The 24208-nt window shown below is 48.5% G+C and carries 24 protein-coding genes and 1 other annotated feature; all 24 genes read right to left on the reverse strand.

Annotation, left to right across the window (positions count from 1 at the left end):
- Nucleotides 1-5 precede the first annotated feature (5 nt).
- The 24 genes from M1Q06_RS10465 to M1Q06_RS10580 all read right to left on the reverse strand — a co-directional run bounded on the left by M1Q06_RS10465 (nt 6) and on the right by M1Q06_RS10580 (nt 24198).
- Complete coding sequence (locus tag M1Q06_RS10465; protein WP_434399539.1) at nt 6-908, reverse strand: RluA family pseudouridine synthase; 903 nt, start codon at nt 906-908, stop codon at nt 6-8.
- Nucleotides 908-1381 (reverse strand): signal peptidase II, encoded by a 474-nt coding sequence (gene lspA, locus M1Q06_RS10470; RefSeq protein WP_175578498.1) that lies wholly within the window; start codon nt 1379-1381, stop codon nt 908-910. Before lspA ends, M1Q06_RS10465 begins: the two co-directional genes overlap by 1 nt.
- A 104-nt stretch (nt 1382-1485) precedes the next feature.
- Entirely contained in the window at nt 1486-4248 is a 2763-nt protein-coding gene (gene ileS, locus M1Q06_RS10475) for an isoleucine--tRNA ligase (protein WP_434399540.1), read from the reverse strand.
- Nucleotides 4249-4291: 43 nt separating this feature from the next.
- Nucleotides 4292-4500, reverse strand: a binding site (T-box leader).
- Nucleotides 4501-4549: 49 nt separating this feature from the next.
- The gene (locus M1Q06_RS10480) at nt 4550-5077 is read right to left on the reverse strand and encodes a DivIVA domain-containing protein (RefSeq protein WP_434399541.1); all 528 of its coding nucleotides are present in this window, start codon (nt 5075-5077) and stop codon (nt 4550-4552) included.
- Between the two features lie 89 nt (nt 5078-5166).
- Nucleotides 5167-5952, reverse strand: coding sequence for an RNA-binding protein (locus M1Q06_RS10485; RefSeq protein WP_434399542.1), 786 nt, complete (start codon nt 5950-5952; stop codon nt 5167-5169).
- A 152-nt stretch (nt 5953-6104) separates the two neighbouring features.
- Nucleotides 6105-6368, reverse strand: coding sequence for a YggT family protein (locus M1Q06_RS10490; protein ID WP_121297754.1), 264 nt, complete (start codon nt 6366-6368; stop codon nt 6105-6107).
- A gap of 18 nt (nt 6369-6386) precedes the next feature.
- Nucleotides 6387-6890: a cell division protein SepF gene (locus M1Q06_RS10495; RefSeq protein ID WP_058383518.1), complete on the reverse strand. Its 504-nt coding sequence runs from the start codon at nt 6888-6890 to the stop codon at nt 6387-6389.
- Nucleotides 6887-7558: a YggS family pyridoxal phosphate-dependent enzyme gene (locus M1Q06_RS10500; RefSeq protein WP_121297756.1), complete on the reverse strand. Its 672-nt coding sequence runs from the start codon at nt 7556-7558 to the stop codon at nt 6887-6889. Before M1Q06_RS10500 ends, M1Q06_RS10495 begins: the two co-directional genes overlap by 4 nt.
- A 199-nt stretch (nt 7559-7757) precedes the next feature.
- Nucleotides 7758-8948, reverse strand: coding sequence for a cell division protein FtsZ (ftsZ, locus tag M1Q06_RS10505; RefSeq protein WP_058383516.1), 1191 nt, complete (start codon nt 8946-8948; stop codon nt 7758-7760).
- Nucleotides 8949-9006: 58 nt separating this feature from the next.
- A complete protein-coding gene (gene ftsA / locus M1Q06_RS10510) occupies nt 9007-10296 on the reverse strand; it encodes a cell division protein FtsA (protein ID WP_068462961.1) in 1290 nt (429 codons plus the stop codon).
- Between the two features lie 104 nt (nt 10297-10400).
- Complete coding sequence (locus M1Q06_RS10515) at nt 10401-10763, reverse strand: small basic family protein (protein WP_121297757.1); 363 nt, start codon at nt 10761-10763, stop codon at nt 10401-10403.
- Between the two features lie 2 nt (nt 10764-10765).
- Nucleotides 10766-11482, reverse strand: a complete 717-nt coding sequence (locus M1Q06_RS10520) for a DUF881 domain-containing protein (protein ID WP_434399543.1) — start codon at nt 11480-11482, stop codon at nt 10766-10768.
- Between the two features lie 2 nt (nt 11483-11484).
- Nucleotides 11485-12222, reverse strand: coding sequence for a DUF881 domain-containing protein (locus M1Q06_RS10525; RefSeq protein ID WP_434402867.1), 738 nt, complete (start codon nt 12220-12222; stop codon nt 11485-11487).
- The gene (locus M1Q06_RS10530; protein WP_121297760.1) at nt 12200-12982 is read right to left on the reverse strand and encodes a cell division protein FtsQ/DivIB; all 783 of its coding nucleotides are present in this window, start codon (nt 12980-12982) and stop codon (nt 12200-12202) included. Before M1Q06_RS10530 ends, M1Q06_RS10525 begins: the two co-directional genes overlap by 23 nt.
- An 18-nt stretch (nt 12983-13000) precedes the next feature.
- Entirely contained in the window at nt 13001-14365 is a 1365-nt protein-coding gene (gene murD, locus M1Q06_RS10535) for a UDP-N-acetylmuramoyl-L-alanine--D-glutamate ligase (RefSeq protein ID WP_434399544.1), read from the reverse strand.
- Nucleotides 14366-15334 carry a phospho-N-acetylmuramoyl-pentapeptide-transferase gene (gene mraY / locus M1Q06_RS10540; RefSeq protein ID WP_121297762.1) on the reverse strand — a complete coding sequence of 323 codons (969 nt, stop codon included), beginning with the start codon at nt 15332-15334 and terminating at the stop codon, nt 14366-14368.
- Between the two features lie 36 nt (nt 15335-15370).
- Nucleotides 15371-17695 (reverse strand): penicillin-binding protein, encoded by a 2325-nt coding sequence (locus tag M1Q06_RS10545; protein WP_434399545.1) that lies wholly within the window; start codon nt 17693-17695, stop codon nt 15371-15373.
- On the reverse strand, nt 17692-18051 hold the full coding sequence (gene ftsL / locus M1Q06_RS10550) for a cell division protein FtsL (RefSeq protein ID WP_058383507.1): 360 nt from the start codon (nt 18049-18051) through the stop codon (nt 17692-17694). The genes M1Q06_RS10545 and ftsL overlap by 4 nt, the downstream gene beginning before the upstream one ends.
- 12 nt (nt 18052-18063) lie before the next feature.
- A complete protein-coding gene (gene rsmH, locus M1Q06_RS10555) occupies nt 18064-19002 on the reverse strand; it encodes a 16S rRNA (cytosine(1402)-N(4))-methyltransferase RsmH (protein ID WP_121297764.1) in 939 nt (312 codons plus the stop codon).
- A gap of 21 nt (nt 19003-19023) precedes the next feature.
- Nucleotides 19024-19455: a division/cell wall cluster transcriptional repressor MraZ gene (mraZ, locus tag M1Q06_RS10560; protein WP_121297765.1), complete on the reverse strand. Its 432-nt coding sequence runs from the start codon at nt 19453-19455 to the stop codon at nt 19024-19026.
- Between the two features lie 147 nt (nt 19456-19602).
- Complete coding sequence (gene bshC / locus M1Q06_RS10565) at nt 19603-21222, reverse strand: bacillithiol biosynthesis cysteine-adding enzyme BshC (RefSeq protein ID WP_434399546.1); 1620 nt, start codon at nt 21220-21222, stop codon at nt 19603-19605.
- Between the two features lie 75 nt (nt 21223-21297).
- Nucleotides 21298-21678: a DUF3397 family protein gene (locus M1Q06_RS10570; RefSeq protein WP_434399547.1), complete on the reverse strand. Its 381-nt coding sequence runs from the start codon at nt 21676-21678 to the stop codon at nt 21298-21300.
- Nucleotides 21678-22535: a ketopantoate reductase C-terminal domain-containing protein gene (locus M1Q06_RS10575; RefSeq protein ID WP_434399548.1), complete on the reverse strand. Its 858-nt coding sequence runs from the start codon at nt 22533-22535 to the stop codon at nt 21678-21680. The genes M1Q06_RS10570 and M1Q06_RS10575 overlap by 1 nt, the downstream gene beginning before the upstream one ends.
- A gap of 112 nt (nt 22536-22647) precedes the next feature.
- Entirely contained in the window at nt 22648-24198 is a 1551-nt protein-coding gene (locus tag M1Q06_RS10580) for an acyl-CoA carboxylase subunit beta (RefSeq protein WP_121297769.1), read from the reverse strand.
- Between the last annotated feature and the right edge of the window lie 10 nt (nt 24199-24208).

Consider the following 24208-nt stretch of genomic DNA (forward strand, 5'->3'; position numbering starts at 1 on the left):
CCCCCTTAGCGGAGAGTCTCGAGAAGTTCTTCGAATTCTGCTGGCAGTGGAGCAGAGAATTCCAGGTATTCTTTCGTTCGCGGATGGATAAAGCCGATGACGCCAGCATGCAAGGCCTGACCGCCGATATCCATCGTTTTTCTCGGTCCGTATTTCGGGTCTCCGACAAGCGGGAAGCCGATATAGCGCATATGGACACGGATTTGATGCGTGCGTCCCGTTTCAAGCCGGCATTCCACTAATGTGAAATCGCCGAAACGCTCAAGAACGGTGAAATGAGTCACCGCATGCTTGCCTTTATCGACAACAGCCATCTTCTGGCGCTCTTTCGGGTCTCTAGCGATTGGGGCATCAATCGTGCCTTTGTCGTGGGCGATATGCCCGTGGACAAGTGCGATGTATTTGCGCGTCACCGATTTTTCGACCAATTGATCCACTAAAGATGCATGGGCGAGATCGTTTTTCGCGACCATCAATAAGCCAGAAGTATCTTTATCGATACGGTGGACGATTCCCGGGCGCACGATGCCATTGATGCCCGAAAGATCGGTGCAATGGTACATGAGGCCGTTGACGAGCGTCCCGCTCGCATGTCCTGGAGCCGGGTGGACGACCATGCCTTTCGGTTTGTTGACGACGAGCACGTCTTCATCTTCATAAACGATATCAAGGTTCAGGTTTTCCGGTTCTGCATCCAATTCTTCCAATAGTGGCGGCGTGATGAGGATCTCATCTTCCAAACGCACTTTGTAATTCGGCTTCACCGTTTCACCATTTACTTTGATATGGCCATCTTTGACCCAATTGCTGATCTGCGAACGCGACCATTCCTCATCGATGGCAGAGATCACTTTATCGATCCGCTCGCCTTTTTGTTCTTCTGTAATGTTTATCGTCAGTTCTTCCATTAAGACACCTTTTTCTTTTGTTGTTTTTCATCCATGATCACGTAAATGACCATTAAGACGACACCAATGGTCAATGCAGCATCCGCTACATTGAAGATCGGAAAATCATAATTGATTACTGGAATCAGCACATCGACAAAATCGACCACTTCCCCGCGGTACATCCGGTCGATGAAATTACCGATCGCGCCTCCTAGTAGCACCATCAGCGCTAATTGAAACAGCGGCTGCCCTCCAGCATGCTTATGGAAATAATACAGAATCGCCACGATCACTACGACAGTGATGATGGCAAATAGCCACATCTGCCCTTCTAACATTCCCCAAGCCGCGCCGCGATTGCGGTGGGAAAGCCATCCCAGATACGGTTCGAGCACAGGAATCCGTTCCCCGAGCTCCATATTTTTGACGACCAGCCATTTGGTCCATTGATCCAATGCAATAATTAGTAGAGCAATCCCATAATAAATCACTTGTATTTCCTCCGTCATTCATCAGTCTATTCATTTTAACACAGAGCGGGCGAAAAAAGAAAAAAGTCCGAAAACCGGATAACCGGCTTTCGGACCGTTCAAACTTAAGCGTATTCGATTTCAACGACTTCTGCACAACGTGGGCAAAGCTCAGGATGTGCTTCCGATTCGCCGACATGCTTGGAGATCGTCCAGCAACGGCCGCATTTCTCACCTTGTGCTTTTTCTACGATGACTGATACTTCATCGAGTGAAAGCGCATTTTCCGGCGCTTGTTCTCTCGCTCCGCCGAATTCATATTCGGAAACGATGAACAATTGCGCGAGATTGGAATCGATAGCTGGCAATAAGTTCGCCAACTCGTCACTTGCATAGACCGTTACTTTCGCTTCAAGCGATTTCCCGATCGTTTTCGCAGCACGCGCTTCTTCCAAAGCTTTCAAGACATCGTCACGGACGTCCATGAAACGGCTCCATTTCGCTTCAAGATCCTTGAATTCAGGACGCTCTACTACTTCTGGGAAGTCGGTTAACTGGACGCTTTCTTCTGAAGCGGCTTCCAGATACGACCACATTTCATCCGCTGTATGCGGCAAGATTGGGGATGCAAGCTTGACGAGTGCCATCAAGCTGTCGAACATCACTGTCTGCATCGCGCGGCGGTGCGGATGGTCAGCGCGTTCGATATAGACGACGTCTTTTGCGACATCGAGATAAAACGAGCTGAGATCATTGGCGCAATAACTGTTCAATGCCAAATAGACAGATGCGAATTCATAATTCTCATAGCCTTTAGTCGCTGTTTCGATCAATTTATTCAATTTCATGACCATGTACTGGTCCATTTCACGCATGTCTTCAAACGCTACACGGTCTTTTGTTTCATCGAAATCAGCCAAGTTGCCGTGAAGGAATTTCAGCGTGTTGCGGATTTTGCGGTACACTTCAGATACTTGCTTAAAGTTATCATCCGATACGCGCACATCCGCTGTATAGTCGACAGAAGAAACCCATAGGCGCAGGATGTCCGCTCCCATTTGGTTCATGACTTTTGCCGGCACAATGACGTTGCCAAGCGATTTACTCATTTTGCGGCCATTGCCGTCCAATGTAAAGCCGTGGCTCAATACTCCTTTATACGGAGCGATGCCGTTGATGGCGACGCTCGTCGTAAGCGATGAGTTGAACCAGCCGCGGTATTGGTCAGAGCCTTCGAGATAAAGGTCAGCCGGGTATTGAAGGTCTTCGCGCTCATCGAGCACTGCCTGATGGGACGAACCGGAATCGAACCAAACGTCCATGATGTCCATTTCTTTCGTAAAGATGCCGTTCGGGCTGCTCGGGTGCGTAAAGCCTTCCGGCAATAATTCCGCTGCCGTGCGCTCGAACCAGATGTTCGATCCGTGCTCGCGGAATAGCTCGGCGATATGCGCAATCGTTTCTTCTGTAATAACCGGATCGCCGTTTTCCGCATAAAATACCGGAATCGGGACGCCCCATACGCGCTGGCGGGAGATGTTCCAGTCGCCACGGTCGCGCAGCATATTGTAAAGACGTGTTTCGCCCCATGCCGGAGTGAACGATGTCTCATCGATTGCTTTTAAGATTTGGTCGCGGAACGCATCGATCGATACGAACCATTGCGCAGTCGCACGGTAGATGACCGGTTTTTTCGTACGCCAGTCATGAGGGTACGAGTGGGTGATGAACGACAAGGCTTCTAGTGCGCCTGCTTCATCTAATGCTTCAGTGATCGATTTATTCGCTTTGTCGTAAAACTCGCCCGCAAATCCTGGCGCTTCTTCTGTCATGACGCCGCGCTCATCGACTGGACACAATACATCCAAACCATATTTTTTGCCGATCAAGAAGTCATCTTCCCCGTGTCCAGGAGCGGTATGGACACAACCTGTACCGGAATCGGTCGTAACATGGTCGCCAAGCATGACGAGTGACGTACGGTCATACAATGGGTGTTTCGCCTGGATATACTCCAGTTCCTGGCCTTTCACTGTGCGGACCACTTCATAATCCGCCCATTCCAGCTCTTTTGCCACTTCTTCTAGCAAATCTTTCGCAACGACGAACTTTGAACCGCCGTGAGAGACTTCCACGTAATCCAGATCCGCATGAACGGAGATTCCGAGGTTGGCAGGGATCGTCCAAGGCGTCGTCGTCCAGATGACCAGCTTGACGCCTTCATCCAAAACGCCTTTTCCGTCTGTAACACGGAAGGATACATAGATCGATGGTGATTTTTTATCGTGATACTCGATCTCCGCTTCAGCAAGCGACGATTCACTGGATGGGGACCAGTAAACCGGCTTCAAGCCTTTATAGATATAGCCTTTATTGGCCATTTTGCCGAATACTTCGATTTGGCGCGCTTCATAAGAAGGCTTCAATGTAACATATGGGTTTTCCCAGTCACCGCGTACGCCGATCCGTTTGAATTGTGAACGCTGGCTGTCGATCTGTTCGTATGCGTATTCCTCACATAGCTTGCGGAATTCCGCGAGTGACAATTCTTTGCGGTTCACGCCTTTATTGGTCAATGCCTGCTCGATCGGCAAACCGTGTGTATCCCAGCCTGGGACATAAGGGGCGTGGAAGCCCATCATGCTGCGCGAGCGGACGATCATGTCCTTCAATACTTTGTTCAAAGCGTGTCCCATGTGAAGGTCGCCGTTCGCATATGGCGGCCCGTCATGAAGCACGAAGAACGGACGGCCTTTTGTCCGGTCCTGGACTTTTTTATAGATGTCCATTTCTTCCCATTTCTTTTGCATTTCAGGTTCCCGGTTCGGCAAATTGCCGCGCATCGGAAACTCGGTTTTTGGCATCAATAATGTATCTTTATAATCCATTTTCCATTCCTCCTGTAAGCATAATAAAAAGCCCCCATCCCTGGAAAGGGACGAGAAGCTCGCGGTACCACCCTTGTTGCAGCTGTGCGCTGCCAACTCTACACCGTAACGTGGCGGGGACGGGCCCGGTTACTTGCGTTCACCGGTCCAGCTCAGGAGTGATTTTCCAAGACGGACCCGCGCCAGGCTTCCACCGCCCCCGGCTCGCTCGATCGGATTTCCGTTTTGTACTGTCTCCATCAATGCGTTTGTAAGTATGTCGTAATTATAGAAGCAGAATGGGCCTCAGTCAAGAGCGGGCTTATTCCTTCGCCGCGCTTTCCGCTTCGTTCTTCTCGATCTGGTCAAGGTTTTCCGTGTCCAAGTCGTATTCAAGCAATGTGTTCCAGTCTTCCGTTTCAATCAAATCAAGCTGCGCTTCCACAAGCATCTTGAAACGATTGCGGAAAATCTTCGACTGCTTTTTCAACTCTTCGATTTCGGTCGCGATGCGGCGCGCTTTCGCCAAAGATTCATTGACGATGCGGTCTGCATTCTTCTCCGCTTCCTGAACGATCAAATCCGCTTCTTTCTGGGCGTTGCGGCGGACTTCTTCTGACGCTTCCTGAGCGACGAAGATCGATTTTTGCAAAGTCGTTTCCAGATTGGTGAAATGGCCCATGCGCTCATCCGTGGATTTCATGCGCTCTTCCATTTCAGTCCGTTCTTTAATGACTTTTTCGTAATCTTTCATGATCTGCTCGAGGAATTCATTGACCTCATCTTCTTGATAACCGCGGAATGCGCGGCTGAACTCTTTATTATGTATATCTAATGGTGATAAAGGCATCGTATCTCTCCTTACTCTCTGCATGTTTACACTCATTATACCTGTCATGGCGAGAAATTTCAGTAATATTCACCACATTCGCAGGTGTTTTATTTTTTCAGTTCCAATTTGCCGACCTGCAGGCGGATCTTGTCCTTTTTCGTTCGTCCTTCGATTGCGATGATTTGCACGCGACCGAGCCCTCTCGCTGAAATCAAATCGGATTCGTGCAGTTCAAACGAGACACTTTCTTGTGCTGTCCAATTGACTTTCACTTTACCGCCGCCGATCAATGCGGCTGCTTTCTGGCGGGAAATCTTATAGACCGAGCTCATGACCGTGTCGAGCCGCAGCGAACTGACCGTATGCGCCTCTTCCGTCCACTCCTCGATGACCGGGAGATAGTCGGCGGGGTCGGTCACTTCTTCGAGCTGGACTTTCACTTTGCCGGCGCTGATAAAATTGGCGCGCAAATACGGCGCTATTTCCTCCATCACTGCGAGCTGCACGGTGCCTTCACCGATCCGGATATCCCCAAATTTCCCCCGTTCCAAACCGAGCGACATGAGTGCGCCGAGAATGTCGGGATGCTTCAAGGTAACGAATTTCACAGGGTAGCGCAGCTCGAACATAGTCACTTGGAAATCACTTTCTTCCGGAACGTAATATGAAGGATGCAGCAAGACGCGCTGCCGCTCTGCCTGGCTGAACAAGCCGGAAGCAGCCATTTCCACTTCCCTGCCGCCGATCAGCGATTTGACGATAAAGCGCTGGCGCGGGTCCAGAAAATCGGTGAGCTTCGGCGCATACATATCTTCTACATCTCGCAGCCAGTCCGATGCCTGCTCGATAAATTGTTGTTCGTCTTTGCGAAAATGCTGGAATATCTCTTCCATAGGCCGTTCCCTCCGGTTCTTGGATTCGTTCTTTGTTTAACAAGCATTCTACAAACAGCAGAAAAACCCTTTCGCAGTTTGCCGCAAATAAAAAAGACAGAGAAATGGATTCTCCGTCTTCCTATATCAGCTGTTCTTTATTCAGCTTCTTATCAGAGAAGGTACTCAGCCAATGTAATGATTCCTTGGCTTGCGAGACTTAATGTGAAAATAGCCACAATCGGCGAGATATCGATCATGCCGATCGGCGGGATGAAGCGGCGAAAAATATCCAAATAAGGATCGGTAATCCGGGAGATCATCTGACCGAATGCAGATTCCTTGATGCTCGGCACCCAGCTCATGAAGACGCTGATAATCAGGATATAAAAGTAGATGTTAATAGCGCTCAATAATAAATTTACAAGAAGATACATTCGATTTTTAGCACCTTTCTATTGTTGATCGTCGTGATAATAATCGGAGATGGCGCCATCCACTTCGACCGTGTCCGGCACGCATAGGAAAATGTCCGTCCCGATACGTTGAATGTCCCCACCTAGTGCATAGACAGTGCCGCTCAGGAAATCGATGATCCGAAGGCCTTGGTCCCGTTCAATGCGCTGCAAGTTGACCACGACGGCCTGTTTTGTTTTCAAGCTTTCTGCAATGTCCTGCGCTTCCGCATAGACGCGCGGTTCCGCCAAACTGACTTTCGATGAAGAAGCAGATGAATTCTGCAAATTGACTAAATTCTGCACGGTAGGTTCCTCCAAATTCTCACGGCGTTCTTTCACTGGCTTTGGTGCTTTCGGTGCTTTCTTCTGCGGCTGTTCGGCAGCTGCCGGGGCAGGCTTCTCATAACGCTGCACGGGCCGCTGCTTGCGTTCTTCCTGGACGGGCTCTTCCTCGTACTCGTCCAGATAAAAGAAATTCTTGAATTTATCTTTCATGCTCATCTTTCCGCCTCACTTTCCGACCCTACCAATGCGGTCCCGACGCGAACGAACGTCGCGCCTTCTTCAGCCGCAATCAGGTAATCATTGGACATGCCCATCGACAATTCTGTGCAAGGGGCGTGCTCCCAGTTGTTCGCTGCGATTTGCAGCTGCAAGTCTTTCAAACCTTTAAAAGTCGCTCTCAATAAAGCTTCATCTTCTGTGTTCGGGGCCATGGTCATCAAACCGACCACATGCACTTTATCGAAATCCTTTAGGGATTCGATAAATGCGGGAACTTCCTCAGCAGAAAAGCCGCTCTTGGAATCTTCGCCGGAAACATTGACTTGGATAAAGCAATTGACTGGCTTATCGGCACGTTTTTGGATTTCTTTCGCCAGGCTCAGTCGATCCAGCGAATGAAGATAATCGATCAGACCGATCACTTCCTTGACTTTCCGCGACTGAAGCGTACCGATATAATGCCAAACGACATCGCCTTTTATCTCCCCATGCTTCATCTTGAGGCCTTCCGGACGGTTTTCACCGAGATGGCGGATGCCCGCATCGACGGCTTCCTGGGTTCTATCGATTCCGACTTGTTTTGTGACTGCGACGATTTCAATGCCGCTATGGATTTGATTTAATGTATGGGCCATTTCTTCAAACTTCGGTTTAATCGCTTTCATCTGCTCACAACTTTTCTATAGAAGTTCACTTTATTGTACCAAGCCGAAGCTGATTTATCAATTCAGCCTGGCATTAAAACAATAAAGCCGCCCATTTTTCAACAAAATTATGAAGGAACCGTGGCAACCGCCGTTAAAAGAAATTCTACAGCCTTCCAAAAACAAAAAAGCAGCTGCCAAATTGGCAGCTGCTTTCGTATTAACGGCGTTTTTGTCTGTTGCGAAGGAATGTCGGAATGTCCAACGCATCTTCACTTTGCTTATCCTGGCGCTGAGGCTCCTGGTTGTAATAAGGAGTTTGTTCTTCGCGGCGCTGGGACTGTTCTTCGCGGCGTGCTTCACGAATGGAAGGAGCCGGGTTTTGCTGCTGGATCGATTGGATACGGTTTGCGTTCAATCCAGATCCGCGTGGTGCACGTCCAGCAGGGTTCAATTGTTCTTCGTTGAATCCAGTAGCAATAACCGTAACGACGATTTCATCTTTCAAGTTGTCGTTGATAACGGAACCGAAGATCATGTTCACTTCTTCATCAGAAGCGGAAGCGACGATATCGGCTGCTTCTTGCACTTCATACAAGCTCAAGTTCGAACCGCCTGTAATGTTCATCAAGACGCCTTTCGCCCCATCGACAGATACTTCAAGCAATGGGCTCGATACAGCTTTTTTCGCTGCTTCGGCAGCACGGTTTTCTCCAGAAGAGACACCAATGCCCATAAGTGCTGATCCTTTGTTCGACATGATCGTTTTCACATCGGCAAAGTCAAGGTTGATAAGACCAGGAACTGCGATCAAGTCAGAGATGCCTTGTACACCTTGGCGAAGAACATTATCCGCTTCACGGAATGCTTCTAGCATCGGCGTATTTTTGTCGACGATTTCAAGTAGGCGGTCGTTCGGGATAACAATCAATGTATCGACTGACTCTTTCATCGTCGCGATTCCGCCGATAGCCTGAGTCGAACGCTTGCGTCCTTCGAATGTGAACGGGCGAGTAACAACGCCAACTGTCAAAGCGCCAAGTTCTTTGGCGATGCCTGCGATGACAGGTGCCGCACCCGTACCAGTGCCCCCACCCATACCGGCAGTGACGAAGACCATATCGGCTCCACGCAAAGCTTCTTCGATCTGTTCTTTGCTTTCTTCTGCTGCTTTTTTCCCGACATCCGGGTTAGCGCCAGCGCCAAGGCCGCGCGTCAATTTTCCGCCGATTTGCAGGCGTGTTTCCGCTTTCGAAAGGTTCAAGGCTTGCGCGTCTGTGTTAACAGCGATGAATTCCACCCCTTGAACTCCATGTTCGATCATCCGGTTGACTGCGTTGTTTCCGCCGCCACCGACACCAATGACTTTAATTACGGCTAATGCATCGATATTTGTATCAAATTCCAACATTCTTTTTTCCTCCTAAGATTGCTCAGCTTTTGAACATAAGCCGGACACAATGATGATTTTATTCAAAAAAACGATCAAACATTTTTTTGGCTTTGCTTACGACACCTTCGTTATCCTGTTTCGGTTGTTTCGGCTGCTTCTGCTTTTTCGGCTGCTGCTCCACATACTCAGGTTTCTGCGAATGTGCTGCTGCTGAACTATGGCCGACGTTTCCGTAGAACAAATCTTCTGCGTAAGCGTATTGGATCAATCCGACCGCTGTTGTATACTGCGGCTCGCGAACTCCGATGAATTCAGGCGTGAACAGGCGCACACGCGTTTGGAGAATGCTTCTTGCCAGTTCTGGAAGGCCATCCATTTTGGCCATTCCGCCTGTCAATACGACACCACCAGGCAGCTCATCGACGCCGAGGCGATATAACTCATCCAAAATCAATTCGAAAAGTTCTTCCATGCGAACTCCGATTATTTCAGATATGTATTTTTGGCTGTATTGTTCTCTTGAGTCCGAACCGATCACCGGCACTTCGAATACTTCTTCTTCTGAAGCATCGTCGAAGAATGCGTGGCCATGTTCGAGCTTGATTTTTTCAGCCTGCTCTGTCGGCGTTTTCAAAACGATCGACAAATCTTTCGTTACGTGATCCCCGCCCACTGGAATGACGGATGCCGCACGCAAGTGGCCATCGCGGAATACTGCGATTGAAGTTGATCCACCGCCGATATCGATACAGGCCGTTCCGTGGTTCTTTTCATCTTCCGTCAACGCATAGCTTCCGGCTACTAGAGGCTGGACATAAATCTCACGGATTTCGAGGCCAGCACGCTCAACACAGCGAAGCACATTGTGCAAGACCGTTTTCGAAGTCGTCACCATTGTACCATCCATTTCAAGGCGGATGCCGATCATGCCTCTAGGGTCTTTGATCTCGCCTAAGTGGTCGACGACATATTCTTCAGGAATGATGTTGACTAGCTCACGTTCTGGCGGGATCGACATGACTTGTGCCGCTTCCAAAACGCGTTCCAAATCTTCATCCGTGATTTCACGGTTCTCGCTGTTTACTGCAACGATTCCCTTAACCGGCTGTAATGCCACTTGGTTGGCTGGAATTCCCAGCACGACTTCATGGATTTCTTTGCCGATCATGCGCTCTGCCTGATCGACAGCTTTTTTAATGGACTGGACAGTTGCATCTATATCAACAATCGCACCTTTTTTGATTCCATTAGATTTGACGTTGCCAACGCCGATGACGTGCAACGATTTATTGGTCATTTCCCCGATCAATACTTTGACGGAGGAAGACCCGATATCCAAACTTACATATAATTCTGATTGACTCAACTCGTGGCACCTCCTTATAAAACTTCTCTACATTACATTCTATTGTAAAATACACACCTTGTCTAAGTAAAATAGCGAAACTTAGAAAATTTTCCTGCAATTCGTCAATTTGCCTCACCAAGCTTCTTTTTTTCGGCCCATTTCGCAAGCAGAATGCGGCGAATCACCGCTATATTCTGGAATAGCCGCACACCGAACGCGAAAATGGCTGCCAAATACAAATCTACACCTAAATGGACGCCGAGAAAAGCGAGGCCTGCAGCCAGTACGATATTAAAGAAAAAACCTGAAACGAACACTTTATCATCGTAAACTTGCTGCAAGTGGGCCCGTATACCACCGAACAGCGTATCCAGTGAAGCCAGCACTGCTATTGACAAATAACTGGCATATTCAGGCGGTATTTGGATATCTGTCAACAAGCCGAGCGAAATGCCCAACAGCAATCCAAGAATCGATATCCACATTCCTACTCCCCCTCCTCGGCTTGAAGATGATCTATGTTGATTTCTTCATCGAAAGCCGGCAGCGTCAATTCTTCCTGCGGCTCCGAAATAGTGATCGTCAAATCGTCTATGTAAAAATCATCGTGAATTGCAGAAGCCGTTAAATAACTAGAAAGTTTCCGTGCTTCTTCCATGCTCGTTGCCGTAATAGTAATCACAAACGGTGGCGTCGAGATAGGCTCAGTATTCACTGTGGTGTAGCCATTGATATCGCGTATCGCGGTCGTGTTGATGACACGCTCCCCAGCAATCGCCAGCTCGATGCCGTCAAAGCGGTTGATTTCATTCACCAAGCGGATCAATAAATCCGGTGGAATTTCTGTTATTTCGGTTCCTAGCGCAATCGCTTCAAGCGAAGGGCTGATCTCGAGTTCAATTCCCGGCCCGCTCATTTGCGAAAGGCCGGCAGTGATCCGCAAATCTTCGACCGTCTCTTTCAAAACCGCCTCCGGATCTTGAGTCGCTTCATCGCTATACTTGCCGAGTGTCTCATCCAGTAGGCTGATTTCCGACAGCAATTCCGAATGAAGTTGCTTTTCCCGCGATAATTGCTGACGGATTTCCCATGTATCCCGGGAATCCCGGCTGTCATCCGTATTCACAGTATTGTATTGTGTTGCAGTCATAAAACCGATGACAAAAAGAATGACCGTAAAACGGCCAGTAATGCGTTTTTTCATCGTCATCCCCCTGTATCCAACTCCGACAAAAGTGCCGGCATGCGGATGGCTTGCCCTGAATCAAGCGTTACAATGATGTTATCGTTGACGAGCTGGTCCTGGACGCCGCCTGACAGCTGCATGGAGGCAGCCAATACTTCCGGACTCCCAATCGCTTCGATGGTAAAAGGCGCAGGATGCTGGATGCCATCGACTGTAATGACAGGGCCTGTACAAACTATATGGGAATTGCCGTGAATCCGCTGGCCATTCACCGCAATCGCCTCGGCTCCTGAAATATAGAGTTCGTTGATTACTTGAAACACATGGCTTTCGTGGACAATATAATCGTTCGGGTTCACATGGTCAGCCGTGTACTCGCCGTCCTCGAGAGTCACTTTCAAGCCTTGCCCTTTAACCGGAACAAGCCCGAGGAAGCGTCTCAATTCTTCTGCTTCCCGGGCGTATGCCGTATAGTTTTCCTCGCCATCCACCACTGACCGTTCGAATTCCTGGACGGCTTTTTGCTTATCATCCAACTCTGCGCGTAATTCTTTATTACGCTCTTGCTGTTCGATTAATTCTTTCCGGTATTGTTCTTTTTGCTCGAAAAAGCTGGCTCCCGTAAAATCATTTTCCGCTTCCCGCTGGTTCGATAAACTATAGGAATAGGCCATGAGAAACCCGAGAACTAAGAAAACGAGCGAGAAGATGATCGACTTGCTGATGCTTTTGCGGTCATTGTTCTTCGACATTTTCAAGTTCCTCACCCGCTTCCGCCAATCCAAACACATCGTTATAGGAACGGAAATAGATGCCCACTTCCATGTCGATGATGCCTTTGCGGTCTTCTAATTGAGCGGTAACAGACGGATAATAATTTATCTTCTCTGCTAAAGTCGATAAAATCGCCTTGATTTCGTTTCCGTCATTCATATAGATTGTGATGTAATCCGCACGTTCCTGTTCTGTATCCAAAATAACTTGCGAGATGAGATTCTGCACTTCCGGGTCGGTTTTGACCAATTGTTCAATCAGCGCTTCCCGTTTCGCTTCATCTTCGAAATTCGAAAAGATCGGTCCTTCCACAACGCTGATTGGCTGATTGAGCACGACGCCATTCGACAAGACCACCTGATAGCTATTGCCTTGGTCCAAATACCCCATCTCGACAAATTCCTCGATTTCGATTTCAACAGAGCTCAGCCATTTCTTTTCGACAGTTGCCGATTCAACCCACTCTAGCGATTCGATTTCTTGTTCGATCTCCCCGCTGTCAAATGACCACATCGATTCCCCCACAGCCAAAGTGCTGGCCTGCTTATAACTCTCGCCATCGAACAATTCAGCACCTGTGACTTTGATGTCGCGGATTTCGCTGTAAGTGGACTGGCTGTATAAAAGAATGAACAGCAACGAAACGAAAACGGTCAATAATGCCGCAAACTTGCGGTTCGACCTTTTTCTGCGCCGCTCCCGGAGCGTTGGTATGCGTTCTTCGATGTCTATAACTTTGTCCATATCCGCCGCTCCTTCGCCTTATTCGTTCGCTTCTGTATATTTCCGTACCGCTTCGATGAACGCATCGCCACGGACTTCAAAACTTTCGTATTGATCCCAGCTCGCACAAGCAGGAGACAATAGGATTGTATCCTCCGCAGAGGAGTGGCTGACCGCCTTTTCGACCGCGTCGTCCATCAATCCAGCTTTGATGACCGTCGGGACATGGCAGCTTCCTGCAAATTCAGCAAAACGGTCTGCCGTCTCGCCGAAAGTGACGAGCACTTTCACGCGGTCCATATAGGGACGCAATTCTTCTAGGGAATGCTGGCGCTCCAGTCCCCCCGCAAGCAAAATGATGTTGTCGTTGAAAGCTTCCAGCGCACTCTTGGTGGCAAGTTCATTCGTTGCCTTTGAATCGTTATAGAACCGTCTTCCTTGCCATTCCCCAACGAATTGGGAACGGTGCTTAACCCCAGTGAAAGAAGTCAATACGCGAATGATGGTTTCTTTCGTTCCTCCTGAAAGAAGCATTGCCGCAGTGGCGGACAAAATGTTCTCAAGATTATGCTCACCTGCCAGCATGATCCGCTTGCGCTCGATCAGCGGTTCGCCTTGCCAATAAATATAGTCGCTGTCTGCGCTGATGCTTTCTTCGGTGCGGCCTTTCAAGGTGAAAGGAATGCCTTGTGCTTTAACAGTCTTGGCATGGTCCACGAGCATTTGCTGGTCGGCATTGTAAATGAAATAATCATCAGCCGTCTGGTTTTCCGTGATTTTCTTTTTCGATCCGATATAGTCTTCCAGCGATCCATGATAATCAAGATGCGCTTCATATAAATTGGTGATAATCGAGATATGCGGGCGGAACGATTCCGTCCCTTTTAGTTGGAATGAAGAAAGTTCTGTGACAATAACGTGGTCAGCTGTCGCTTTTTCTGCCACTCCGCTTGCCACTGTGCCGATATTCCCCGCAATAAGCGGTGATTTACCATCTTGATTGAGCATATGGAATAACAAAGTCGTCGTCGTGGTTTTGCCGTTCGACCCCGTGATGCCGATAAACGGCGCTTCGCTGATGCGGTAAGCCAGTTCGATTTCGGTCCATACCGGGATGCCTTTTTCCAATGCTTTCTGGATCAGGTGGTTGCGATAAGGAATCCCCGGATTCTTGATGACCAGCTCAAAACCTTCATCCAATAAATCTTCCGGGTGACGCCCGCAAATGACCGTGACACCCAAATTCAATAGTTCCTGGGCTTCAGGGTTTTCTTCAAAGGGCTTGGAATCATTGACCGTCACGAAAGCCCCGAGTTTATGTAAAAGGCGTGCAGCGGTAAAACCGCTCTTCGCCAATCCGAGCACAAGCACTTTCTTTTGATGCAGTTGCGGCAAATCTTTCATTTACATGACCTCCAATAAAACGGCAATCGCAGCGCTGATGAAGCCGACACCCCAAAATACGGTGACTACTTTCCATTCAGACCAGCCGCTCAATTCAAAATGATGATGGATCGGGCTCATTTTGAATATGCGTTTTTTCCGTAGTTTAAAACTTCCGACCTGCAAAATGACCGAAGCGGTTTCAATGACGAACACCAAACCGATCAAGAGCAAGAGCAATTCCTGTTTCAGTAGGATCGAAACCATGGCAAGTGCACCGCCAAGAGCCAAGGAACCTGTATCGCCCATGAATACTTTTGCCGGGTATTTGTTGAAAACGAGGAATCCGATCAGCCCGCCTGCAACAGCAAACGTGAACAAGGCAATCCCGGTTTCCTGCTGGACGATCGCCAATATGCCGAATGCAGCAAAAGCGATGGATGCCGTTCCAGCGACCAGCCCGTCAAGACCATCCGTCAAATTGACGGCGTTTGAGAAGCCGACCAACCAGAACACGATGAACAAGACATATACCCAACCAAGTTCGATGGATACATCCGTAAAGGGAATGCCGAGTGCCGTATCAAAGCCGTTTGCGCGCAGTAAAAAGAACGACAAAACGGCAATGACAATTTGCGCCAGCAATTTCTGCAGTGACGTCAGCCCAAGATTGCGCTTGAGCACCACTTTGATGAAGTCATCCAAAAATCCGATCAATCCGTAACCGAATAGAACAATCAGCAAAATGACCACTGGCGTTGTCAATTCACCATTGAAAGCGGCGACCAATAGGACCGTGACGATGATGGAAATAAGGAATACTAATCCGCCCATCGTTGGTGTCCCTGTTTTTTTCAAATGGGATTGCGGGCCTTCCTCACGGATGCTTTGCCCGAATTTCATGCGTTTCAATAGTGGGATGAATACTGGCATCAATGCAACGGTCATGACCAATGCAATCCCAAATCCAAATATATTTATACCTTCCATAATAGAGCTCCTTTAAAGACGAGTACACTCGTTCATTTATTCATTATTCACAGGTTGTTCCGTTTGTTGTTCTGTTGGTTCTGTTGGTTCTGTTGGTTCTTCAGTTATGGGTTCTGTTGTAGTTTCAGTGGTTTCCTGGCTTTCTGTTGCAGCTTGTTCAGTCTCAGTCTCCTGCGCTTTTTCAGCATTCAGCGATTGCTCCGGATAAAATATTTCCGGTGGCTGCAATTCGATGATTACCGATTCGCCTTTATCCGGTACTGCTCCTTGTGCCACACTTTGCGTCATGGCAAAACCTTGGCCTGCAATTTCAAGCGGCAATCCGCTGAGCGCCTGGAACGCCAATAGTTCCCGCTTCGACCAGCCCGTGAAATCTGGAATGGCCGTGGTACCGCCAGTTCTCAAAATGATATTTTCACCAGCCACCAATTTCTCGCCGGCTGCTGGATATTGATCACTTATTTGAGAATTATCACCAGCGATAATCGGGTTCACCTCCTTGGCTTTTAGCTGAGAAACCGCCTCTTCCATAGGAAGCCCTTTATAGTCTTCAATTTCAACAGTCTTTGCTTCCACTGAATTCTCAGGTGCGATGTTCAAATACTTCAATCCGTTTTCCATGACAGACGTGAAGATTTTGGATACCGGGACAGAACCGTATTCATCCGCAGGCAATTGAGGCTGCTGCACGCCGATGTAAATCAATAGTTCCGGGTCATCTGCCGGGGCCATTCCGAGGAATGAGAACAAATAATTGTTCGAGCCCGTCATATACCGTCCGTCTTCTCCAGGAACTTGTGCGGTACCGGTCTTCCCTGCTACAGAATAATCCTGCAATGCGAAGCCTTGCGCAGAGCCGACTTCCGATGTGACAGTGGAAGCCATGATTTCACGCACTTTTTTCGCGGTTTCTGCTGAAATCGGCGTACCGGCTTCTTGTGGTTCAGATTTCACAGTTACATCGCCTGTATCCGGATTCTTGATTTGATCGATGATATACGGTTTCATCATCGTGCCATCTCCAGCCACGGCTGTTGCTGCCTGGATCATCTGAATCGGCGTAACGGTCGATCCTTGTCCATAGGAAGTGGTCAATTTATTGATCGGGTATTGATCCAGGATCTTTCCTGCCGCTTCATTCGGCAAATCGATGCCGGTTTTTTCGCCGAAACCGAAGGCATCGATGTAATTCATGAAATTATCCGCACCGAGGCGCTCAAGTAAATAACCCATCGAGACGTTGGAAGAACGCTGGAAGCCTTCAAGGAACGTGATGCTGCCCCAGCCGCGGCCGCTGTTATGGTCGCCGATTGTGCGGTCCAGCAGCGTATAGGTCCCGGAATCATAATAAGCATTCGGATCCCATTTGCCTTCTTCGACAGCTGCCGCCAATGTGAATACTTTCATCGGCGAGCCAGGCTCGATTGTCAGTTCGATGCTCTCGTTTAACCAATTGTCCGATAAGCCTTCACGCGTGTTCGGGTTGAAGGTCGGGCGCTGGGACATGCCCAGGATCTCGCCGGTATCCGGATCGGCGATCACAGCGATCATGCGTGCCGGGTTGTATTCTTCCTGGACGCTCGACATGGCATCTTCCAAAAAGTTCTGAAGCGTGCGGTCCAGCGTCAATTGCAGATTGGATCCGTCGATAGCGGGAGTGACAGCTTCTTGGCTGTTCGGCAATAGATATCCCCATTTATCCGTATCAAACTCCATTTTACCGTTTTTGCCCGTCAAGACTTCGTCATGAATGGACTCTAAGCCCATTTTGCCTTTGGTCTTCACTTGGCCATCCTCGACTTCTTCTTTCATGGCGAAGCCGATCAGATGGGAAGCGAACACACCGTTCGGGTAAAGGCGTTTAAGGTCCTTGACAAACAATAAGCCCGGCAGATCTTTTTCCTTCATCTCAAGCATCTGTGTGTGGCTGATTTCGCGTCCGGCTGCGCCGAACTCCACCTGATAACGGTCTATTTCGATTCCATTTTCCAGAATGCTGACTAACTCTTCTTTCGGCGTCCCCAATTGCTCAGAAAGGTACGCTGCCGTTTCTTCGGCATCGATCACGTGATTCGGTTCTTTTGGATTCGTCGTTACCGATTCATCCAGCACCGCCACTAATTTATACGTCAATGTATCTTCTGCAATGACTTCGCCGTTGCGGTCCAAAATCTTCCCGCGTTCTGCGGTCAGTACTTCTTCCTGGCTGTATTTGGCAGCTGCTCTCGCAGCCAATTCCTGACCTTCCACTTTGCCCGTCGCTTGAATTGTGATTATTCTGGCCATTAAAAGGAAAAAGAGCCCTGCAAATAGTAAAAATAGCAGAAAGGCTCCTCCTTGAAAACGAAATTTTTTCTTCATTGTCCCGGCACTACCTTTACATTTCGCTCATTTAATTTTAAGCCGTAATCCTTTGCTTTCGACCAAATGCGCTCATATGAAGACAGTTCACTTACTTGCACGGACAAATCGGTATTTTGTTTCGTCGTTTCATTGATTGAATTTTCAATTGTCTGGATTTCCTGCGTGGAAGCTTGGATTGTCGACTGATTTTGCAAGACGAGCAATGCGCACATGATGCAGACAGCCAGGAAAGCTGTGTAAAGGATTTTCTCGCCCTTCGTAATGCGTTTTTTCTTTTTTGCCGGCTGTCTATTCGGACTTTGCGGAACGGCCGGCTGCTGGATGTAGGTTTGGGTTCTCGCATTCAACGCCATTTAAACACGTCCTTAGAGTTTGATTTTCTCCGCAATCCGCAACTTGGCGGAACGCGACCGATTATTATGCGCCAATTCTTCTTCCGATGGCAATATTGGTTTTCGAGTAATTAATTTCAATTTCGGTTCAAGACCGTCCGGGATGACCGGCAAGTTCGGCGGCAGTTCCGGAAGTGATGAAGCTTCCTTGAATAATGCCTTCGTCAAGCGGTCTTCGAGCGAATGGAAAGTGATGACGCTGATTCTTCCGCCGATTGCGAGCATGTCGATCGCATCCTGCAAAGAAGTTTCAGCAGCCCCAAGCTCATCGTTCACCGCGATGCGGATCGCCTGGAATACACGTTTTGCCGGATGCCCGCCTTTACGCCTCGCTGGCGCCGGAATGCCGTCTTTGATGCATTCGACCAGTTGCGCTGTCGTTTCGATTGGTTGTTTTTCTCTCGCAGCTTCGATTTTACGTGCAATCTGCTTGGAGAACTTTTCTTCTCCATAACGGTAGAAAATGCGTACCAAATCTTCGAAGCGCCATTCGTTCACGACATGGTAAGCGCTCAGTTCCGCACTTTGGTCCATGCGCATATCGAGTGGGGCGTCATGATGATAGCTGAATCCGCGTTCCGGCGTATCGAGCTGCGGCGACGAAACGCCCAGGTCATATAAGATGCCGTCCACGTGCTCGATTCCGCGTTGTTCTAATTCTTCCTTTAAATCTTTGAAGTTTGCATGGATAAAAGTGATCTTATGTAAATGGTCTTTCAGTTTTTCTTTTGCATGTTCGATTGCTGTTACATCCTGATCAAAGCAGTACAGATGTCCCTGATCGGATAGCTGCTGGGCCAAATATTCGCTGTGGCCGGCACCGCCGAGTGTACAATCTACATATATGCCATCAGGACGAATGTTCAGCCCATCGACAGTTTCATGCAGCAAAACTGTAGTGTGATTGAACAACCCAGTCCCCCCATTCGCTAATTAAAAATCAAAGTCAGTTAAGTTTTCGGCAATTTCATTAAAGGATTCTTCGGATTCTTCGAAATACGCTTCCCATGCATCTTTCGACCATATTTCAAAGCGGTTGGAGACGCCGAGAATGACGCACTCTTTTTCGATTTTGGCATATGACAAAAGGTTGGCAGGTATATTGACGCGCCCCTGCTTATCAAGTTCCACTTCCTGGGCCCCTGAGAAGAAAAAACGGGTGAATGCGCGCGCATCTTTTTTCGTAACTGGCATTTCTTTTAATTTTTCTTCAATTTTATTCCATTCATTCATCGGATAACCAAATAAGCACTGATCCAGGCCTCTGGTGATCACAAAATGCTCACCAAGCAATTCACGGTATTTTGCAGGAACGATTAATCTGCCCTTAGCATCAACATTGTGTTGAAATTCGCCCATGAACATGCCTTTCACCCCACTTATTATAATTAATGTACCACATTCCCCCACATGCCACCACTTGTTTTTGAAATATTTCACTATTGTTACAGCATTTCATCTCAAAGAGTTTACTTCACATAAAAAAAGCCTGCATATGCAGGCTTTTCCAAGTTAAAGAATGACAATTTTGTGGGTGTTATCGTATTTCATCGGCAGCGCTAATAGGTCTTCCACTAAAGCTTTGCCATACTGGTTCAAATAAGGGACCGGGTTATATATCCGCTCCTGCAACCCTGATTCCGGCAAGAGGGCATTTTCGATCGTTGCAAGTTGATTGAACTGCGTGCTGTTCTGGATCGCCACTTCATCTTGCAGTTTGTGTTTCAAGAAGTCGAGCTGAGCCAAGTGGATGCGCAAGTTCTTCTCGGCCAAAGGCGTGAGCCCGGCACTAACCGCTGTAAAACGGCTGATCAGTTCTTCGTACTCTTTCGCCAAGCCTTGTTTGACTTCATCAATTTTCGCTTCCGTTTCTTCGTCTCTTATGTGATCGAAAAGTTCATTGCGCAATTGGGGAATTTTCCGCTCCACGACGACCTCTTCAAAACTCAAGTTCCGCTTCTCCAAAAGTGCTGCAGTCCGGCGGTCGACCAAGCTGACACTGAGCCTTGGCATGACAATCGGCATCTCCATTCCCATGACTTCGAATGCGCCTTTTAACGCCGCCCAATAGGCGATTTCGCCTGGCCCGCCGACAAAAGCGAGCACCGGAAAGACGAGATCCTGCATCAACGGCCGTGTTACGACGTTATTGCTGAGACGCTGGGGTTCGTTCTTGGCAATCTCCAAGAGTTCCTGTTCCGTATAGCTGATTGCCGTATTCTTGACGGCATAACGGCTACCATCACGCTCGAGCAATAGGCGTTCGCCTTCGATCGTGATAAAGAGATGCGCCGCTTCCTCTCTGGCATCGATCCCTGCTGTATAACCGTCCTCTTGAAGCGCTATTTCAGTTTCCACAACTGTTTTCGCTATCGCTTTGCTGTTCCCAATGATCTGTGAGAAAAAGCTTGATTCATAGGCGCGCAATTGCTCATAGGCTGCGTCAATATAAAGCAAGCCTTCCTGGTTGAAGAAATGATTGAGCAAACTTGCGAAAAATGCGGTAAATGTATCGGCTTTCTCGAGATGGCCAAATACTAAGGAATGGATTTCCTTCGTATGCACGGTCTCGGGCAGGCTGCGGAAATATTCTTCCAAAAACGCCTCGATTTCATCTGCTTTAAGCGGTGCGTGTGAAGCAGCGCATTTCCCAAGTTTGGCATGCGGGTAATTCAGCTTTTCGACACGTCCGTTCGTTTCGCGGTAAATATGGCAAATCTCGGCCAAGTCATGGTCTTCCCCGGCGATCCAAAATACCGGCACGACCGGTGTATCTAGCTTTTCAGAAGCTTCTTTCGCCAATAAAATCGAAGAAATTGCTTTGTGCACCGTATACAAAGGACCGGTCAATAACCCGGCCTGCTGGCCTGTGACGACGACCGATGCGCCTTTTTCGAAACGCTCAAGATTTTGCCTTGCCGCTTCAGAGATTCCGAAAGGTTCCATATAACTTGCGATGATGGACACCAGCTTTTCGCGATCGACCGGATGGCTTTCAAGAGTTTCAAGCCTTTTACGGGCTTGTTTCAAGGAAGGCCCATAGGAAAAGTATCGCAAAATCGTTTGTTCTTCGTTCGTATAATCAGCCATCAGTTTGGAGGATGGCGGTATGTATTTCTCCTCTAATTTCATGAAGTTGAATCCCCTTTTCGCTTTACATTCAAAGACTACTATAACAAAAGGAGGATTGCTTGAGAAAAAATCCGCCTAGCGGAATGATTGGATTGCTAAAAAGATGAGGCCGGCAAGCCAAGTGACGGCATAAATGGCAGACAAAGCCAAAAAACAAATGCGCCAGACTTTGCGCAGGAACTTGATCACTTCGAGCTCTTTTTGAGTCTTCCATTCACGGATCAGCAGAAAAATCGCAAACAGTAAAGCTGCCATGAGGATAAAAGGCTGAACTTCCAAGCCAAACAGCAATTCAATCGATGCCGGCACTGAAAAGAACAACAGAAAGGCAGTGACATCAGCCGCAATGCCAAGCGCTTTGCGTTTTTGTGATTTATAGGTCAATGCGTAAACAAATAAAAACAAGATAAACGGGACGTAAAGCAGCACGTTCCCGGCAGTAGATATCCATTCCATCAGTTTTCCTCAACAGTCTTCAATAAGTGGTAGAACGCTTTGAACAAAGGCAAATCCAATTTCGAAATCTGCAGGATGTATAGCATCAGCCCGTCCACATCCATCGGGTCACCGGCCATTCGGTCTGCAAGCATGGAAGATATTTCTTCCGGGCGTGACGCGCAATAGGCAGCGACGCGCTCGATTGGCTGCAAGCTTTCGATTTCCGGAAATGCTAAGTACAATTCATTGTACAGATTGCGGAACAGTTCGTAGGCATTCGGATCAGTAATCAAACGCCCCTTTTCGATTTTCATCAGCGCCGTCAACGGATTGATGAGGCTGTCTCTCAACAGCTGTTCGAACAACCGGCTCTCGATATCCTCTGTCCATTGCACCGCCATGTGGCCCACATTCGTGAGCGCTTTGAATTGAGCCGGCTCGCCTTTTATTAGACCAAGGCTAAGCTGAGGCGTTTTCGAGTAATTAATTTCGTGTGCATTGATTTTGAACGCGTCGCAGTCCAATGTGGCAGCCGCGATTTGACGATGCGCCAATAAGCGGGCTTTTTCGATATAGAGCATCCCTTGCTGGACGAACACGAGCGGATTGCTCGGCCGGCGAATTTTCAGCAGCCTTAGGATAGGCGGCAGTTCATCTGAATGAACCGTAATAAATATATAAGCAACCGGGTCCACCTGTTCAAAATCATTATAAACGGCGATTTGCTGTTGTTCTGTTCCATAAACGAGGCCATGCGCGTTAAGTTCAGCGGCTTGTTCTTCATTCGTGATGATCAGCTGCACATCGCCTTCTTTTTTCAATAGATGTGCCAGCAGCAATGCCTGGGCGTTTCCGCCAATAATTGCGAATTTCATGGAAACCCCTCCTTTTTTAAAGAGCAATCGTAGGTAGCAAACGGTCTCTTGTCTTGGGCGTCTGCTAAAAAAGAAGCCTGCCTTATAAGGCAGACTCCACGTCTATTACTCATTATACAGGAATGATCGGATGTTTTCGATATGGCAAAGGCAAATCTTTCGTCGCATAAATCGACAAGCGCTTGGACAGTTCCTCGCGAAGTGCATATGGCGCGACGATTTCATCGACAATGAGCTCTGATGCCAAGCGGTAAATATTAATTTCTTCTTTATATTCCTGATGTTTTTGCTGGACATAGGCCAGGCGTTCTTTCGGGTCTTCAATCGCTTCGATCTTGTTGGAGTATACTGCGTTGACTGCCGCTTCAGGGCCCATGACGGCAATTTGCGCTGTCGGTAGCGCAATGCACACGTCCGGCTCAAAGGCAGGGCCCGCCATCGCGTACAAACCAGCACCGTATGCTTTACGCACGACGACTGAAATCTTCGGCACAGTAGCTGCACTCATCGCAGAGATGAACTTGGCGCCGTGGCGGATGATGCCTGCGCGTTCCACTTTCGTGCCGATCATAAATCCAGGCACATCGGCTAAGAACAAGAGCGGAATCGAGAAGGCATCGCATAGATTGATGAACTTGGCGCCCTTGTCGGCAGAATCACCGAACAAGACGCCGCCTTTTACTTTCGGCTGGTTGGCGATGATGCCGACTGCTTGCCCGTCGATGCGCGCAAGACCGGTAATCAATTCCGGCGCGAACAGCTTCTTGATATCGAAGAAGCTGTCTTCATCGATCAATTGGTCGATTAATTCATACATATCGAATGGTGCGTTCTGATTTTCCGGAATGATCTCTTCCAGGCTGCGGCCCGCTTTTTTCGCTTTCGCTTCGAGCACTTCAGGCTTGCCGGCAAAATTCGCCGGGAAAAATGCCATATAACGGCGCGCTTCTGAAATTGCTTCTTCTTCAGTGGAAACGAGAACATCGCCAACGCCGCTCACGGTACAGTGCATGCGGGCGCCGCCCATTTCCTCGAGCGATACTTTTTCGCCGATGACTTTTTCGGCCATGCGCGGCGACCCCAAGTACATCGAAGCATTTCCTTCGACCATGATGACGATATCGCAAAACGCAGGGATATACGCCCCGCCAGCTGCAGACGGGCCGAACAATAAGCAAACTTGCGGCACCATTCCGGACATGCGTACTTGGTTGTGGAAAATACGGCCTGCGCCGCGGCGGTTCGGGAACATCTCCAATTGATCGGTGATGCGGGCGCCTGCAGAGTCGACCAAATAGAGCATCGGCACTTGCATCTTTTCAGCCGTTTCCTGGATGCGGATGATTTTTTCTACAGTCCGTGATCCCCACGACCCGGCTTTAACGGTCGAATCGTTCGCCATGACGCAAACGGTTTCGCCGTTCACTTTGCCGATCGCCGTGACGACGCCATCTGCCGGAAGATCGCCCGCTTCCACATTCGCGAAACGGCCGTCTTCAATATAGTCACCGTCATCAAAAAGTAGATTCAAGCGGTCTCTGACAAATAGTTTATTGCTTTCTTTCAATTTCTCATGGTATTTCTCTTGCCCGCCCGCGAAAATCTTGGAAAGCTTTTCTTCGAGCCGTGTATTATATCCCGTTGTTTCAGTCGTTTTCGTCATTTCTTCCACC

The organism is Planococcus sp. 11815, from assembly GCF_051096385.1.
Lineage (GTDB): Bacteria > Bacillota > Bacilli > Bacillales_A > Planococcaceae > Planococcus > Planococcus citreus.